At 71.9% G+C, this 15,811-nt stretch carries 12 protein-coding genes; 8 read left to right on the top strand and 4 right to left on the bottom strand.

From position 1 onward, the window contains the following. Window positions 1-174 precede the first annotated feature (174 nt). From ACIO5D_RS00725 to ACIO5D_RS00710, 4 genes are all read left to right on the top strand, one after another. Window positions 175-1,464, top strand: a complete 1,290-nt coding sequence (locus tag ACIO5D_RS00725) for an extracellular solute-binding protein (RefSeq protein WP_400793465.1) — start codon at window positions 175-177, stop codon at window positions 1,462-1,464. Continuing rightward, complete coding sequence (locus ACIO5D_RS00720; RefSeq protein WP_363606310.1) at window positions 1,454-2,368, top strand: sugar ABC transporter permease; 915 nt, start codon at window positions 1,454-1,456, stop codon at window positions 2,366-2,368. Before ACIO5D_RS00725 ends, ACIO5D_RS00720 begins: the two co-directional genes overlap by 11 nt. Then, window positions 2,365-3,189 carry a carbohydrate ABC transporter permease gene (locus ACIO5D_RS00715; RefSeq protein WP_363606311.1) on the top strand — a complete coding sequence of 275 codons (825 nt, stop codon included), beginning with the start codon at window positions 2,365-2,367 and terminating at the stop codon, window positions 3,187-3,189. The genes ACIO5D_RS00720 and ACIO5D_RS00715 overlap by 4 nt, the downstream gene beginning before the upstream one ends. Window positions 3,190-3,251: 62 nt before the next feature. Next, complete coding sequence (locus ACIO5D_RS00710; RefSeq protein ID WP_363606312.1) at window positions 3,252-4,349, top strand: radical SAM protein; 1,098 nt, start codon at window positions 3,252-3,254, stop codon at window positions 4,347-4,349. 3 nt (window positions 4,350-4,352) lie between these two features. On the opposite strand, the gene ACIO5D_RS00705 is transcribed toward ACIO5D_RS00710, so the two are convergent. The 3 genes from ACIO5D_RS00705 to ACIO5D_RS00695 are packed head-to-tail and all read right to left on the bottom strand — an operon-like array spanning window position 4,353 to window position 6,981. Continuing rightward, entirely contained in the window at window positions 4,353-5,348 is a 996-nt protein-coding gene (locus tag ACIO5D_RS00705) for a mevalonate kinase (RefSeq protein WP_400793463.1), read from the bottom strand. Further along, entirely contained in the window at window positions 5,345-5,839 is a 495-nt protein-coding gene (locus ACIO5D_RS00700) for an NUDIX domain-containing protein (protein ID WP_363606314.1), read from the bottom strand. The genes ACIO5D_RS00705 and ACIO5D_RS00700 overlap by 4 nt, the downstream gene beginning before the upstream one ends. Before the next feature lie 59 nt (window positions 5,840-5,898). Further along, entirely contained in the window at window positions 5,899-6,981 is a 1,083-nt protein-coding gene (locus ACIO5D_RS00695; RefSeq protein ID WP_400793461.1) for an NAD-dependent epimerase/dehydratase family protein, read from the bottom strand. A 248-nt stretch (window positions 6,982-7,229) separates the two neighbouring features. Between ACIO5D_RS00695 and ACIO5D_RS00690 the strand changes: the two genes are divergently transcribed. The 4 genes from ACIO5D_RS00690 (at window position 7,230) to ACIO5D_RS00675 (ending at window position 12,594) form a co-directional block, all read left to right on the top strand. After that, window positions 7,230-8,909: a hypothetical protein gene (locus tag ACIO5D_RS00690; protein WP_400793459.1), complete on the top strand. Its 1,680-nt coding sequence runs from the start codon at window positions 7,230-7,232 to the stop codon at window positions 8,907-8,909. 419 nt (window positions 8,910-9,328) lie between these two features. Next, window positions 9,329-10,717, top strand: a complete 1,389-nt coding sequence (locus tag ACIO5D_RS00685) for a uracil-xanthine permease family protein (RefSeq protein WP_400651541.1) — start codon at window positions 9,329-9,331, stop codon at window positions 10,715-10,717. Between the two features lie 117 nt (window positions 10,718-10,834). Next, window positions 10,835-11,806 carry an ATP-binding cassette domain-containing protein gene (locus ACIO5D_RS00680; RefSeq protein ID WP_400793457.1) on the top strand — a complete coding sequence of 324 codons (972 nt, stop codon included), beginning with the start codon at window positions 10,835-10,837 and terminating at the stop codon, window positions 11,804-11,806. Beyond that, window positions 11,803-12,594: an ABC transporter permease gene (locus ACIO5D_RS00675; RefSeq protein WP_400793455.1), complete on the top strand. Its 792-nt coding sequence runs from the start codon at window positions 11,803-11,805 to the stop codon at window positions 12,592-12,594. The genes ACIO5D_RS00680 and ACIO5D_RS00675 overlap by 4 nt, the downstream gene beginning before the upstream one ends. Here ACIO5D_RS00675 and ACIO5D_RS00670 read toward each other — a convergent pair. Beyond that, window positions 12,575-15,700, bottom strand: a complete 3,126-nt coding sequence (locus ACIO5D_RS00670; RefSeq protein ID WP_400793453.1) for an AfsR/SARP family transcriptional regulator — start codon at window positions 15,698-15,700, stop codon at window positions 12,575-12,577. The genes ACIO5D_RS00675 and ACIO5D_RS00670 overlap by 20 nt on opposite strands. Window positions 15,701-15,811 lie beyond the last annotated feature (111 nt).

The raw sequence follows: 15,811 nt of genomic DNA, 5'->3' as shown, positions 1-15,811 counted from the left end.
CGGGATCACGTGGTGCAGAGGCCTAACCTGCGGGTACCGCCCCGGAGGAGTCAAGCGTTGGGCCCTCTGCGGGACACTGAACGTCATCTTCCGGCCGAATGTTCGCGCCTCTGCGACGCGGAGTGATCAGACGGGTAGTCAGGAGGTTGCCCCCATAGTGAACTTGGAGACCTCATGGCCATTCGCATGTCCTACCGCCCCCTTGTCCTCACGTTTCTCCTGTCTCTCGCGGCCACCGGATGCAGTTCCGGGTCGGGGAGCGGGTCCGAGGCGGGCGGCAAACTGACGGTGTGGCTGGCCGTGGACGCGCAGGAGAGTTGGCCGCAATTGGTCCAGTCCACCAACGACCGGTTCACCAAGGCCCACCCCGGGGTCCAGGTCGACGTCCAGTACCAGCAGTGGACGACGAAGAACCAGAAGCTGGACGCCGTCCTCGCCGGGAAGAACGTTCCCGACGTGGTCGAGATGGGCAACAGCGAGACCACCAACTACATCGTCAACGGCGCCTTCGCCGCCGTCGACCCGGCGCGCTTCGACCAGTCGGACGCCTGGCTGCCGGCGCTCGCCGACGCCTGTCGTGCCGACGGCAAGACGTACTGCGTGCCGTACTACGTCGGAGCCCGGGTCGCGATCTACCGCACCGACCAGTTCTCCGGCGCGGGTGTCGCCGGCGCCCCGAAGACCTACCCCGAACTGCTCTCCGCGCTGGACAAGCTGAAGGGCACCTACAGCGCCGGGGACCCCAACTACTCGGCGCTCTACATGCCCGGCCGCTACTGGTACGCGGCCATGGCCTTCGTGAAGGACGCGGGTGGCGAGATCGCCGTGAAGGACGGCGACAAGTGGAAGAGCTCGCTGTCCTCGCCGCAGTCGGTGGCCGGGCTCACCGAGTGGAAGCGGCTGATCGACACGTACTACGTCGGTGACCGCGCCAAGGACAACAGCGACCAGCCGGCCGTCATCGGGCAGGGCCGCGTGGGCGTCTTCTACGGCAACACCTGGGAGGCCGACGCCGCCGCCGACGAACGCTCCGGCGGGGACCCGAAGCTGAAGGACAAGTTCGGCACCTTCCCCTTCCCCGGCCCGTCCGGCAAGCTCCTGCCGCCGTTCCTCGGCGGATCCACCCTGGCGGTGCCGGCCAAGTCGACCCGCAAGGACCTGGCCGCCGACTGGATCAAGATGTTCACCGACCGGGAGTCGCAGAAGACCCTGATCGAGGTGAACACCCTGCCCAACAACACCACTCAGCTGGCCGAGGTCGCCGGCGGCGGCATCAACGGCCCGGCGGCCCAGGCCGCCGCGACCGGAGGCTGGATGACCCCGTTCGCGCCCGGCTGGACGTCGGTGGAGAAGTCCAACATCCTGCCCGAGATGCTGGAGCGCATCGCCAACGGCAAGCAGTCCGTGCAGGACGCCACCCGTGAGGCGGACCAGCGGATCAACGAAGTGATCAATGAGCGCTGACCGGGGCCGGCGGCGGCGTCCGAAGCTGCTGCCGTACCTGCTGATCGGTCCCACCGTCCTCGCGATGGTCCTCGTGCTCGGCTACCCGCTCGTGGACATGGTCGTGCTCGCCTTCCAGGACATGACCCGCGAACAGCTCTTCAGCGGCGCCGCACCGCCGTGGGCCGGACTGGACCAGTTCAGGAAGATCCTCGGTGACGGCTTCTTCTGGACCGTGGTGGGCCGCACGGTGCTCTTCACCGCGGTGACCGTCGTGCTCACCGTGCTCTGCGGGCTGTTCACGGCGCAGCTGATGCACCGGGTCTCGCCCTGGGTGCGCGCCGTCATCTCCGGTGTGCTGGTCACCGTGTGGGCGATGCCCGCGATGGTCGCGGCGTCGATCTTCCGCTGGCTCTTCGACACCGACTACGGCGTCACGAACTGGGTGCTCTCCGAACTGCCGGGGGTCGACATGATCCACCACAACTGGTTCATCGACCCCTGGCAGGGGTTCACCATCATCGTCGCCGTGGTGGTGTGGGGCTCACTGCCGTTCGCCGCCATCACCCTGCGGGCCGCGCTGGCGCAGGTCCCGCACGAACTGGAGGAGTCCGCGGTGCTGGACGGTGCCCGGCCGTTCCAGGTCTTCCGGCACGTCACCCTCCCGGTGATAAGACCGGTCCTCCTCATGGTCACCACGCTGAACGCGATCTGGAACTTCGGTGTCTTCAACCAGATCTGGCTCATGCGCGGCGGCCAGCCCGAGCGGGAGTACTACCTGCTGGGCGTCTACTCCTTCATCGAGTCCTTCGCGGTGAACCGGTACAGCACCGGGGCCGCGATCGCGCTCGTGACCGTCGTGCTGCTGCTCGCCGGATCGGTCGTCTACCTGCGTCAGATGCTCAGGACGGGAGAGCTCGAATGAGACGACGACGGTCGCTGGGCCACGACCTCCTCGGGCTGCTCGTCGCCGCGGTGATCGGCTTCCCCGTCTACTGGATGGTGCTCACCGCGTTCCGGCCGGCCAACGAGATCCTGAGCCTTCCGCCGAAGTTCTGGCCGGGCCGGCTCTCGTTGGACAACTTCGCCCGGGCCCTGGGCTCGGAGACCTTCTGGGCCAACGTCCGCTCCAGCGTCATCATCGGCCTCGGCACCGTCGTGGTGTCGCTGGTCGTCGGCACGCTCGCCGCGTTCGCCCTCGCCCGCTTCCGCTTCACGGGCCGCAAGACCTTCGTCGTGGTGATCCTCATCGTCCAGATGGTGCCGCTGACGGCCCTGATCATCCCGCTGTACCTGCTGCTGAACGACGCCGGGCTGACCGACAGCCTCACCGGGGTGATCCTCACCTATCTGGTGTTCACCCTGCCGTTCACGGTGTGGATGCTGCGCGGATTCATCAACGGGGTACCCGTGGAGCTGGAGGAGGCGGCCATGGTCGACGGCTGCGGCCGCCTCGGCGCGTTCCGCCGGGTGGTGCTGCCACTGCTCGCACCCGGCATCGTCGCCACCTCTGTCTTCGCGCTCGTCCAGGCCTGGAACGAATACGTCCTCGTCTACATCCTGTTGTCCACTCCCGAGAAGCAGACCGTCAGCATCTGGCTGGTCTCCTTCACGACCAGCCGAGGCACCGACTACGGCGGCCTCATGGCGGGTGCCACACTCACCGCCCTGCCCGTCGTGGTCTTCTTCCTCATCATCCAGCGCCGGATCGCCTCCGGCCTGGCCGCCGGCGCCGTCAAGGGCTGACCCCGCACACCGAAAACCCGGCTCCCCCGGTCGCACCCCGTTCACGTCCACAGGAGGACTCCGTGACGCACGACCGTCTCGATCTCGTCTCCAAGCTGTACCAGCCATCAGGCTGGCCCCGCGTCCTGCAAGCGGCCGAAGGAGCCGCGTCGGACGCCCCGCTCGTCGTGGATCTCGATCCGACGACCTTCTGCGATCTGGCCTGCCCCGAGTGCATCAGCGGAAAGCTGCTCAACCAGGGCCGCTTCACCCCCGAGCGGCTGGCCGCGCTCGCGGAGGAACTGGTCTCCATGTCCGTCCGGGCCGTGGTGCTCATCGGGGGCGGCGAACCGCTCGCCCACCGGGGCACCCGTAAGGTCCTGCGCATCCTCGGCGAGGCCGGCCTGGCCGTCGGGGTCGTCACCAACGGCACCATGATCGACAAGAACCTCGACGAACTCGCCCGCTACGCCTCCTGGGTCCGCGTCTCCATGGACGCCGGCACCGCCGGAACGTACGGCCTCTTCCGCCCCGACCGAAAGGGCCGCAGCGTCTTCGACAAGGTCGTCGCGAACATGCGGCTGCTCGCCGAGGCGAAGACCGGCGCCCTCGGCTACTCCTTCCTCGTCATGACCCGCCAGGAGCCGGACGGCCGGGTCGTCAGCAACCACACGGAGGTCCTGCAAGCAGCCGAGCTCGCCCACGACATCGGCTGCGACTACTTCGAGACCAAGGCGATGTTCGACGATGAGCACCACGTCATCCAGGTCTCCCAGGACCTCCTCGCATCGGTCGACAGTCAGCTCGCCGAGGCCGCCCGGCTGGAGAGCGACACCTTCCAGCTCATCAACTCCTCCACGCTCACCTCGCTACGCCGGCACACCGGGCCGGTCCAGCCCAAGGAGTACCACCACTGCCGGGTCGCCGAGCTGCGCACCCTGATCACCCCGTCCGGGGTGTACATCTGCTCCTACCACCGGGGCAACCCGCTGGCCCGGATCGGCGACGCCGTCACCGACAGCCTGCCCGACATCTGGAAGACGTCGGACCGCGGCATCGTCGACCCGAGCCGGGACTGCCGCTTCCACTGCGCGCGGCACCGGTCCAACCTGGAACTGGAGCGAATAGCGGAAGGAACGGGCGCAGTCCCCCCGGGAGAGGACTACGACCCGTTCCTGTGACCGTCACCCGGCGCTGACGCCGACCCTGGTCCCCGCCCGGGCACTCCGGCTCCCCGGAGCCGCCCGGGTGGGGATCACCCGTGCCCCGGGGAACGGGCCGCGCAGCGCGTCGGCCAGCCGCGCCACCACCCCGGGCGTGTCGGCCGCGGGGCACACACCCACCAGCGAACCGCCGCCGCCGGCCCCGCTGAGCTTCAACGGCAGGCCGGCGGCGCGCAGCGCCAGCGTCCGCAGCTCCTCCAGGACCGGGGTCGACATGCCCTGGAAGTCGCGCATCGCCTCGTGCGCCCGGGTCATCGCCTCCCCCAGCGCCTGGTGGTCGCGCCGGCGCAGCGCCGCCCATGCGGCGCCCGACGCCCGGTCGGCCTCGGCCCGGTACGCCGCCAGGGCCGGATCGCCGGCCGCCAGCTGCGCCCGCACCGTGCGGATGTGGTCGGCGGTGTTCTTCCGGGTGCCCGAATCCACCACGACCACCCGCCAGTCCTCCGGGAACTCCAGCCGTTCCCGGACCACCGGCAGGCCGCGCTCCCGGCCGTCGATCAGCAGCGCACCGCCCTCGGCGACGGCGAGGTGGTCCATGCCCCCGCCGTTGAACCGGGCGAACTCGAACTCGTACGCCCACTGGACGATCGAGGCGTCCGGCACCGGCACGCCGTCCGGTGCCCCGGCCGCCTCGGCGTACGCCCGGAACAGCGCCACGATCAGCGCCGTGGACGAGGACAGCCCGCTCGCGGAGGGCGCCTCGCTGCTCACCCGCACGGCCGGCGCCGGGCCGGCCGCGCCGGGGAGCCGCTCGCCCAGGAACGTCCACACCTGCGCCGACCAGTCGGCCTCCACCGGCTGCTCCGCCCCGGACGGTCCGCCGGGCACGACCTCGGCCGTGGTCCGCAGGTCGAGGGCGAGACTGACCGAGCGGCCGTCGCCCAGCCAGTCCAGGTCCTCCCCCGACAAACACGCCCGGCACGGCACCGCGACGCGGATCGATTGCTCCTCGCTCACCTTGCCCGGAACCTCCCGTCCGTGAGAAACGCGCGGTACATCTCCAGCACGACCCGCGTGGGCGGGTGCAGCGGCGCCGGCGGGTCGTCGAGGGGCCGGAACTCCGCCCGGCGCACCTCGTCCGCCCCCGGGGAGAGCTCCCCCGACCAGTTCCGGGCCACGAAGCACAGCGCGAAGCAGTGGTTGACGTCCCCGTTCGGGTAGGTCACGGTGTGCACGGCCGGATCGGACAGCGAGCCGAAGGCGACCAGGTCGTCCTTCCCGACCCGCAGCCCGGTCTCCTCCGCCACCTCCCGGACGGCGGCGTCGGCGAATCCCCCGTCCTCCTCGCAGGCTCCCGCGGGAAGCTCCCACACACCGTTGTCCACCCGCTGCTGGAACAGCCCCCGGCCCGCCTCGTCGATCAGCAGGACCTGGGCACCCGGAACCAACAGCCGCCGGTCGCCCACCTTCTGACGCAGCGACCAGACGTACGATCCGACATAGCCCATGCTCGTACCACCCCCTCCGACGTGCGCCCGACGCCGGGCGGTCACGGGGGCACAGACTGTCACGCGCCGTCCTCGCTGAGCCAGCGCGGCACCGCTTCGGGCGTCTTCTCCAGCCAGCGCACATAGCGGTCGACGCCCTCCGCGACGTCGATCCGGGCCTGCCAGCGCAGCAGTTCCCGGGCCCGCTCCGTGGAGGCGTACCCCCCGAGCGGATCGCCCTCGGGGCGCGGGGTGACGATCCGCCGCGCCTCGGGGAAGTAGGGCATCAGCAGGTCCGCGACGTCCCGGATCGCCGTCGGACGCCCGGTCCCCACGTTCACCGTCCGGCCCGCCATCCCCTCCTCGACGAGCGCGAGCGCCGTCGCCTCGGCCACGTCCTGGACGTGGACCATGTCGCGCACCTGGACGCCACCCCCGTTCAGGCGCATCGGGCGGCCGAGCTTGGCCTGCAGGGACAGCCAGGGAACCATCCAGGAGTGGCTGCCCGGCTTCGGGATCTGCGGATCGCCGTAGACGGAGAAGTAGCGCACGATCGCGTACTCGGCCCCCGACGACGCCCCGAGCATCAGCCGGGTCTGGTGCTCCGCCCACAACTTGCCGTTCGCGTACACCGACAGCGGGAACAGCGCCTGATCCTCATGGAACATGTGCGGGCCGGGCGAGTCGGTGGGGCCGTCGCCGTACACGGACGCGGAGGAGACCAGCACCAGCCGGCGCACCCCCGTCCGGGCCAGCTCCTCCAGGACGACCTGGGTGCCCTGCACATTGGCCCGGAAGGCGATGTCGGGGTTCCGGGTGCAGGCGGCCACGTCCGCGTAGGCGGCGGCGTGGACCACGAAGTCGGCATCCCGGAGCAGGCCGGCGACCACCTCGCGGTCACAGACGTCGCCGACGACGAGCCTGGCCCCGGACTTCTCGATCCCGAATATGGTGTGGCCGTTCTCGGGGTAGGCGTCCATCCGGTCCAGGACGACCACGTCGGCACCGGCCCGGCACAGCAAGGCGGTGAGCCGGCTGCCGACCAGGCCCCCGCCTCCCGTCACGACGATGCGGGCATCGCGGAGCTTCTCCAACCGGGACTCGACGCTCTCACCGTCGTCGCTCCCGGCCTCGTTCAACGGCGTGTGCGATTCAGCGGACATAGGGGGTTCCCTCCGTGAAGACGGCGAACTCTCGAATACGCGCTCAAACACAGCCACATGCTTCACACGGAAGGTGGCGTGCCCATCCAGCATCCTTGGGACACCAACCGTGACACCAGTGCGAATTCGGCACTCTTGCCAGCCTCCGGCTCTATCCGTACTGTCCGGAATCGATGGCACCCGCAGTAGCCGATTACGACACGAGTGCCACCAAGTCCCCCACACCCCATCAGAAAGAGGGAAACCACGTGACACGCCATCAGCTCAGCGGTGTGGTCATGACCCACCCCAAGCGCCGGCGGGCCGCCGAGCAGATGGCCCTGACCGCGCCTCCGGGCGCGCTGCGCGTCGTCATGGACCCGGACCCGACCGGCACTCCGTCGGTCCTGCGCACGGCCCTCGCCGCCTGGGAGGCCATCGAGGACGGCGCCACCCACCAACTGGTGGTCCAGGACGACATGCTGTTGTCCGAATCGTTCTTCGAACGGGTCAACCTCGCCATCGACGCGATGCCGGACGCGGCGCTGGCGCTGTTCGCCCTGTGGGACTCCCGCAACGGGGCCGCGGTCCGCTTCGGCGCCATGGCCGGCGCCCGCTGGGTCGGCGCGGTCAACGAGTACTTCCCGTGCGTCGCGATCGTACTGCCCCGGTCCGTCGCCGAAGGATTCGTCCGCTACGGCCGCGAGCGCCTCGGCGGCTGGCCCGACGACATTCTGATGCATCGTTATCTGAACGACAGCGGTGTCCCCCGCTACGTCTCCGTCCCCAACCTCGCCGAACACCAGGACCGCGGCTCGATCTCGGGCAACGCCTTCCGGGGGCCGCGCCGCTCGGTCTGCTTCCTGCCCGGCGACCGGCCCGGCGACGAGGAGCGCCGGCTGACCGGCCTGACGGTCCTGCCGTTCTTCAAGTACGGCGTCGCGCGCTGCGCGGTGCGGGTCACCGGACCGGGCCCCGAGCGCTGGCTGCACATGGACTGCGAACAGTACCTTCGCGGCCTTGAGCTGCCCCGCTCGCTGTTCACGCCGCCCGGGCCGGAGTCGGACGCACCGGACGTCCGGGGGACCTGGCTCACGGCCCTCGCCATGGGTCACGAGGCCGCCCGCCTCGGCCTGGACGTCGACGCCACCGGACCGGCGGAACGAACCGCGGTGCACGCGGAGGCGATCGCGACGATCGGGCCGGGCGGCATCAGCAACGCCAGCACCGAGGAACGGATCGCCGAACGCCGCGAGGCCCTGGCAGCCGTGGCCCGCCGGGCACTGGCCGCCGGGCACGAGGCCGCCGACCGGCCGGCCCCCCGCCGGCCCCGGCGGCCCGCCGGCCTCACCGTACGCGGCGGCGCCACACCGCTCGGCGAGCACCTCGTGGGGAGGCTGACCGACCTGACCGGCGACGGGGCACCCGACGCCGTCCTCGACCTGACCGGCCTGCGCGAGGGAGCCCCGGCCCGGGAGCTGAGGATCCAACTGCCCGACGACCCACGGCCGTACACCCTGGCCGTCGGCGAGGTGTACGGCCCCGGCTGCTCCCGGGACACCCTCATCGGGCGCATGGTGTGGGACGCCCTGCGCAGCCGGCCGGTGACCGTCCAGGGGAGCCCCGACGCCGAGACGCACCCCGTGTACACGGACGACCTGGCCGATGCCATCCTGGCGGTGCTCCGCACCCGCCCTACGGCCCACACCCTGACCGTCGCGGCCGAAAAACCCACCACGATCGGCGAGTTGGCGCACGCCGTGCACGCGGCCGTCCGGCCCGTACCGGTGCGGGCCGAGCCATCTCCACCCGGACCGCCCTCCCCCCGAACCGAGTTCGCGACCAACCCCCGCCCGCCCGCGTGGACACCGGCCACGGGATACGCGAAGGGACTGCACGCGTTCGCGCAGTGGCTGGCGTACGAGGGAACGCTGCTCACCGTCGTCTGACACCGCCCGGCGAGTCCCCCGCCACGGGAATACCGTCGTCGAACGGGAACACGAGGCCCCCGCGCTCGCGCGGCGCCCGACCGCCGCGGGGCGGGCGCCGCGCGGTCGGGACGGTCAGGCGGCAGACGGGATGGTGACGCGGGGTTCGGGGGTGTCGCCGTAGGGGGTGGTGATGCACCGGCGAGCCCGCCAGGTTGGGGGTTGGCACGAACGGCAACTCGCACGGGAGTTCCTTGTTCAGGGCGTGCGGCCCAGCCGAGGAAGTCCTCGCCGTGACGGCCGCGGACCCCCCGCGCGCCGTGGCGTGGCCGGGGTGTGTCCACTCGTCCGGTGGCGGAGATTTTGCATCGGCGCACGTCGTGTGATCGGCTGATGGCCCGATCTGCCCACATGGGCATTGCCGACGAGGAGAGTGACCCATGGCGGGCTTCGGCTGGAAGCTGCACGGCGACGGAAGGAGCCCCGCGCCCGGTGCGGTCGTCAAGCCGGACGAGCGGCTGAGCTGGGGGCGCACCGTCGGGCTCGGCGCTCAGCACGTGGTGGCGATGTTCGGTGCGACCTTCGTGGCGCCGGTTCTGATGGGGCTTGATCCCAACCTGGCCGTGATGGTCTCCGGGGTCGCGACCATCTTCTTCCTGCTGGTCACCGGCGGGCGCATCCCCAGCTACCTCGGCAGCAGCCTCTCCTTCGTCGGCGTGGCCGCGGTGATCAAGGCCCAGGGTGGTGACGCCGCGACACTGACGGGCGCCATGCTGGTGGTCGGGGCGGTGCTCGTGGCCTGTGGCGCGGCGGTCCGGGCGGCGGGCGCGCGGGTGATCCACGCCGTGCTGCCGCCGGTCGTGACCGGTGCCGTGGTGATGCTGATCGGCTTCAACCTGGCACCGGTCACCGCCGGGACGTACTGGCCGCAGGACCAGTGGACCGCACTGCTCACCATGGTGTTCACCGGCCTCGCCCTGGTGGTGCTGCGCGGCTTCTGGTCACGGATCGCGATCTTCCTCGGCCTGGTCTTCGGGTACGCGATCTCCTGGGTCCTCGACCGGGTCTTCGGGCAGATCCACGCCGCCAACGGGGCCGGAGTGGTGACGGACCACTGGCGGCTCGACCTCTCCGGCGTGGGCAAGGCCGAGTGGCTCGGCCTGCCCAGCCTGCACGCCCCGAGCTTCTCCGCCTCCGCCGTGCTGGTCGCGCTGCCCGTCGTGGTCGCGCTGATCGCCGAGAACGCCGGACACGTCAAGGCCGTGGGCGAGATGACGGGTGACCCGCTGGACGACCGGATGGGCGCGGCGATCATGGCGGACGGCGCCGCCACCATGATCTCCACCAGCGTCGGCGGCCCGGCCACCACCACCTACGCCGAGAACATCGGCGTGATGGCCGCGACCCGGGTCTACTCCACCGCCGCGTACTGGTGCGCCGCCGGGTTCGCGATCCTCTTCGGTCTCTGCCCGAAGTTCGGCGCGGTGATCGCCGCGATCCCGGGCGGCGTGCTCGGCGGGATCACCGTCGTCCTGTACGGCATGATCGGCCTCCTCGGCGCCCAGATCTGGGTGCACAACCGGGTGGACCTGACCAATCCGCTGCACCTCGTCCCGGTGGCGGCCGGTGTCATCATCGGCATCGGCAACGTGTCCCTGAAGTTCACCGACAACTTCTCGCTCAGCGGCATCGCCCTGGGCACCCTGGTCGTGCTGATCGGCTACCACCTGCTGCGCCTGATGGCCCCCGCCCACATGAAACAGCAGCAGCAGTCCCCGCTGCTGGACGCGGGAACCAGCGAGTACGACAGCGGCGCCCCGGAGCGCTGACCCCAACTCCACGCACGGACGGCGGCCCGGTGTTCAACACCGGGCCGCCGTCCGGTTCCAGGACGCTGAAACCATCGTGAAACCGCGCTGAATGCGCCCTGCCGCAAGCTCTGCGGCATGACGACAGCGACATCGCACTCACTCGCCATCGCGGCCAAGGGGCTGCGCAAGGCCTACGGGGACAAGACGGTCCTCGACGGCATCGACCTGGCGGTGCCGACCGGCACGGTCTTCTCCCTGCTCGGCCCGAACGGCGCCGGCAAGACCACCGCCGTCAAGATCCTCTCCACCCTCGTCACCGCCGACGCCGGCGACCTGCGGGTCGGCGGCCACGACCTGGCCGCCGACCCGCAGGCCGTGCGGGCCGCGATCGGCGTCACCGGGCAGTTCTCCGCCGTCGACGGCCTGATCACCGGCGAGGAGAACATGCTCCTCATGGCGGACCTGCACCACCTCTCGCGCCGCGAGGGCCGCCGCACCGCCGCCGAGCTCCTCGGGCGCCTCGACCTGGTGGAGGCGGCCAGGAAGCCCGTCTCCACCTACTCCGGCGGCATGAAGCGCCGCCTCGACATCGCCATGACGCTGGTCGGCGACCCGCGGATCATCTTCCTCGACGAGCCGACCACCGGCCTCGACCCGCGCAGCCGCCACAACATGTGGGGGATCATCCGCGAGCTGGTCTCCGGCGGCGTCACCGTCTTCCTCACCACCCAGTACCTGGACGAGGCCGACGAACTCGCCGACCGCATCGCGGTGCTGAGCGACGGCAGGATCGCCGCCGAGGGGAGCGCCGACGAGCTGAAGCGGCTCGTCCCTGGCGGGCACGTGCGGCTGCGGTTCTCCGACCCGTCCGCGTACCGGTCCGCCGCCGTCGCCCTGCGCGAGGTCACCAGGGACGACGAGGCGCTGTCACTGCAGATCCCCGGCGACGGCAGCCAGCGCGAACTGCGTTCCATCCTCGACCGGCTGGACTCGGCCGGCGTCGAGGCGGACGAGCTGACCGTGCACACCCCCGACCTCGACGACGTGTTCTTCGCCCTGACCAGCGGCACCGACGCCCCCGACCAGCCCCAGGAGACCGTCCGATGAGCGCCCTCTCCCTCGCCGTCCGCGACTCGGCCACGATGCTGCGCCGCAACCTGCTGCACGCGCGGCGCTACCCGTCCCTCACCCTGAACCTGCTGCTCACGCCGGTCATGCTGCTGCTGCTCTTCGTCTACATCTTCGGAGACGTGATGAGCGCGGGCATCGGTGGCGGCGGCGCCGACCGCTCCGAGTACATCGCCTACATCGTCCCGGGCATCCTGATGATGACCATCGGCAGCACCGTGATCGGGGCCGCGGTGTCCGTCTCCACCGATATGGCCGAGGGCCTCATCGCCCGCTTCCGCACGATGGCGATCCACCGCGGCTCCGTGATCATCGGGCACGTCGTCGGCAGCGTGCTGCAGGTGCTCGCCAGCCTGGTCCTCGTCGGTGCCGTCGCCGTGGCCATCGGTTTCAGGTCCACGCACGCCACGGCCCTGGACTGGCTGGCGGCGTTCGGGCTGCTCGCGCTGTTCGCCCTGGCGCTCACCTGGATCGCGGTCGGGATCGGCATGGCCAGCCCGAACGCCGAGGCGGCCGGCAACAGTGCGATGCCGCTGATCCTCCTCCCGCTCATCTCAAGCGCCTTCATCCCGGCCGACACGATGCCGGGCTGGTTCCAGCCGATCGCCGAGTACCAGCCGTTCACGCCGGCCATCGAGACCCTGCGCGGCCTGCTGCTCGGCACCGGGATCGGCGACAACTGGTGGATCGCGGTCCTCTGGTGCGTCGGCCTGTCCGCGCTCGGCCACCGCTGGTCGACGGCGTTGTTCAACCGCGACCCGAAATGAGCGCGCGGGCTGCCTCCCGCAGCTCGTCCCGCCCCAGGGCGGCGTACTCCGACACCGCGTCGGCGTACGCCGCCCGGTCGGCGTCCTCGGCCGCCTTCCGGGCGCGGTCCGCCGACATCGTCGGCTGGAAGTCGCGCAGCACCAGCAGCCGTTCGGCCAGCGCGATCATCCGTACGGTACCGGCGTCGCCGGACGCGAGCCCCGCCAGGCCGAGCGCGTGCAGCACCGTCCCGAACACCGGGAGCTCCATGGGCAGGCGGGACGGGCCGGAGAGCAGCGTCCGCAGCCGCTGCCGCAGCCGGTCGACCGGCTCCGCGACCAGCACGATACGGCCGGCGTGCGCGTGCGCCGTCACCGACGCCGACTGGATCTGAAGCGCCCACGGGTCGAGCCGGGCGTCGTCGCCGTGCGTCGAACCGGCCGCGAGCATGCGCTCCACGGCGCCGCGCCACAGGCCGAGCCCGGTCTCCGTCAGTCCGCGGGCGAGCGCGATCTCGGCGCGCCCGCCGAGGTCGGGCCGGTAGAAGGCGTCCCGCTGCGGGGTGTTGTCGCTCTCCGTCTGCCGCAGCCAGTGCTCGGCCTCGTCGGGGTCGTCGCGCTGCAGGCAGGCGAGGACGAGGAGCGAGCGGATGCCGATGTGGTCGTGGCCGTCGCCGAGCCGCGGCAGCACCCGGAGCGACGCCTTGAGGTGCTCGTACGCTTCCTCCCCCTGCCCCGTCCGCAAGCACAGCTCGCTCAGCCGGGAATGCACCATGAGCCGCACGGAAGGATTGTCGACCGGTGCCAGTGCGACGACCGTCCGGCGGGCCGAGGCGAGCGCGCGGTCGATCTCGTGCTCGTGCTCCCAGACGTAGGAGGCGATGCACTCGGCGACGCCGGCGACCAGCGGCTGCTCGCTGTCGCAGAGCTCGCGCAGCACGTCGTAGTCGGGAGGCAGCATTCCGGGGACCGCGCTCAGCACGAACGCGGTGGCGCGCAGCAGCGTGTCCGGCGGGGCCGGGGGCAGCCTCCGGAGGGTGACGAGCTGGCGTACGGCGCGCGGGCCGTGGCCCATGAACAGGCTCGCCGCGCACAACACCGCGGCGGTTCGGGCGACTTCGACGTGTTCGGGCCCGGGGTGGTAGTGCGACAGCGGCGGGCCGGTCTCCGCGGCGAGGGCGGCGAGGCGGGGAAAGCTGGAGTCGGTGGACCACAGAGCGGCGAGCACGGCGGTGAGGGCGGCGATGCTGGGGCCGTCGGTACGGGCCAGGGCGTGCCGCAGGGCCGGCACGAGGTTGTCCTGCTCGGCCTTGATCCGCTCCCAGGCGGCCGTCGACTCCGAGGCGAAGAGCGCGTCGTGGTACGCGACCCCGAAGTCCCGTGCCCAGGCGAGGAGCCGGCCGACGGCCTCGTCCTCCTCGCCCGCCGCCGTGCGCCGGGCGGCGCTGAACTCCCGTACGGTCTCCAGCATCCCGAACCGCACGCCGGCCGGGGTGTCGGCGACGGTGAGCAGCGACTGATCGGCCAACTGCTCCAGGAGAGCCGGCGCGTCCTCGCCGAGCACCTGCTCCGCCGCTTCGCCCAGGAAGCCGCCGGGGAAGACGGAAAGCGTGCGCAGCGCCGCCCGGGCGTCCTCGGCGAGCAGGTTCCAGCTCCACTCCACGACCGCGTGCAGCGTGCGGTGGCGCTCCGGCATGTCCCGCGCCCCGCCCCGCAGCAGCGCGAACCGGTCGCCGAGACGGCGGGCGATCTCCGGCACCGACAGCACCCGCACCCGCGCCGCGGCCAGCTCCACGGCGAGCGGCAGCCCGTCGAGGTGGCGGCACAGCTCGGCCACCGCGTCCGGCGGCAGCCCCACGCCGGGCCGGGCGGCCCGGGCCCGCTGGGTGAACAGCTCGACCGAGGTGTCGAGACCGAGCTCCGGCAGTGCGTACACCGCCTCCGATGTGAGGCCCAGCGGGGCCCGGCTGGTGGCGAGCACCCGCAGGTCCTTCGAGGACGAGACCAGGGCCTGTACGAGGTCGGCGGCGCCCCGGACGACCTGCTCGCAGTTGTCCAGCACCAGCAGCGCGGGCCCGGAGCCGAGCACGCCGAGGATGCCGGACACCGGGTCGGCCGAGGCGTGGCCGCTCACCGCGCCGGGCCGCCCCTCGCCCGCGCCGAGCGCGGAGGCCACCTCCGCGGCCACGTCCTCGTCCGCGGTGACGCCGGCGAGCGGCACGAAATACACCACGCGCTGCTCGGCCCGGCGGCTGACGGCGTGCGCGAGCCGGGTCTTGCCGAGGCCGCCGGGGCCGACGACGGTGACGGCGCGGGAGGCGCGCAGCAGCCGTTCCACCGCCGCGATGTCCTCGTCCCGCCCGAGCAGCGGGTTCGGCTCGTGCGGCACGCCGTGCCTGACCACGGGCGCCTCGCCGCGCAGCAGCTCCCGCTGTACGGCCTTGAGCCCGGCGCCCGGATCCGTGCCGAGTCCGTCGCGCAGCTCACGGCGATACGCCTCGTACCGCGTCAGCGCGGCGGACGGGCCCGCCGTCGCCGCCTCGCCGCGCAGCAGCTCGGCGAGCACCTCCTCGTCGCGCGGATGCGCCGAGGCGGCGACGGCCAGTGGCCCGGCCGCCTCCGCGTGCCGACCCAGCCGGGCGAGCGCGAGCGCCTGCGCGCGTACGAGCGTGCCGCGGACGGGGGCGCGCTCCGTGCGCAACGCGGCTATGGGGCCGGTGTCGCCGGCCGCGTCGGGGGTGCCCTTCCACAGCGCGAGCCCGGCCTCGGCCGCGGCCAGCGACCCCGCGTGGTCCCCGGCCCTGGCCCGGTCCGCGCTCGCGGCGGCGTGCAGCAGCAGGGCGGAGCTGTCGACCTGGTCCTCGCCGAGGGTGAGCCGGTATCCGGTCGGCGTGCTGACGATGACGCCGGCGCCCAGCTGCGCCCGGGCCCTGGACACGAGGACCTGCAGCGCCTTTCCCGGCCGCTCCGGCAACGCGTCCGGCCACAGCCCCGCCACCAGCCGCTCGGTGCCGCAGCCCGTGCGCAAGTCGCCCGCGAGCAGCGCGAGGAGGGCACGGAGCCGGGGCGCGGTGACTTCCTGTCCGCGATAGGCGACACGCGGCAGCAGGGTCAGGTCGGTGGTCACCTGGGTAGATTAGCCAAGGCGTCGGCCACCGGAACTCCCGCTGCGCGGGCCCCGCACTCCCACCGGCCGAACTCCCGCTGCGCGGGCGGCCCTTGCCCAACGCGCTTCCGC

The sequence above is a fragment of the Kitasatospora sp. NPDC087315 genome, from assembly GCF_044744345.1.
GTDB lineage: Bacteria > Actinomycetota > Actinomycetes > Streptomycetales > Streptomycetaceae > Kitasatospora.
Note: the sequence above shows the minus strand (reverse complement) of the source record. Positions and strands in the feature narration are given on the sequence as shown.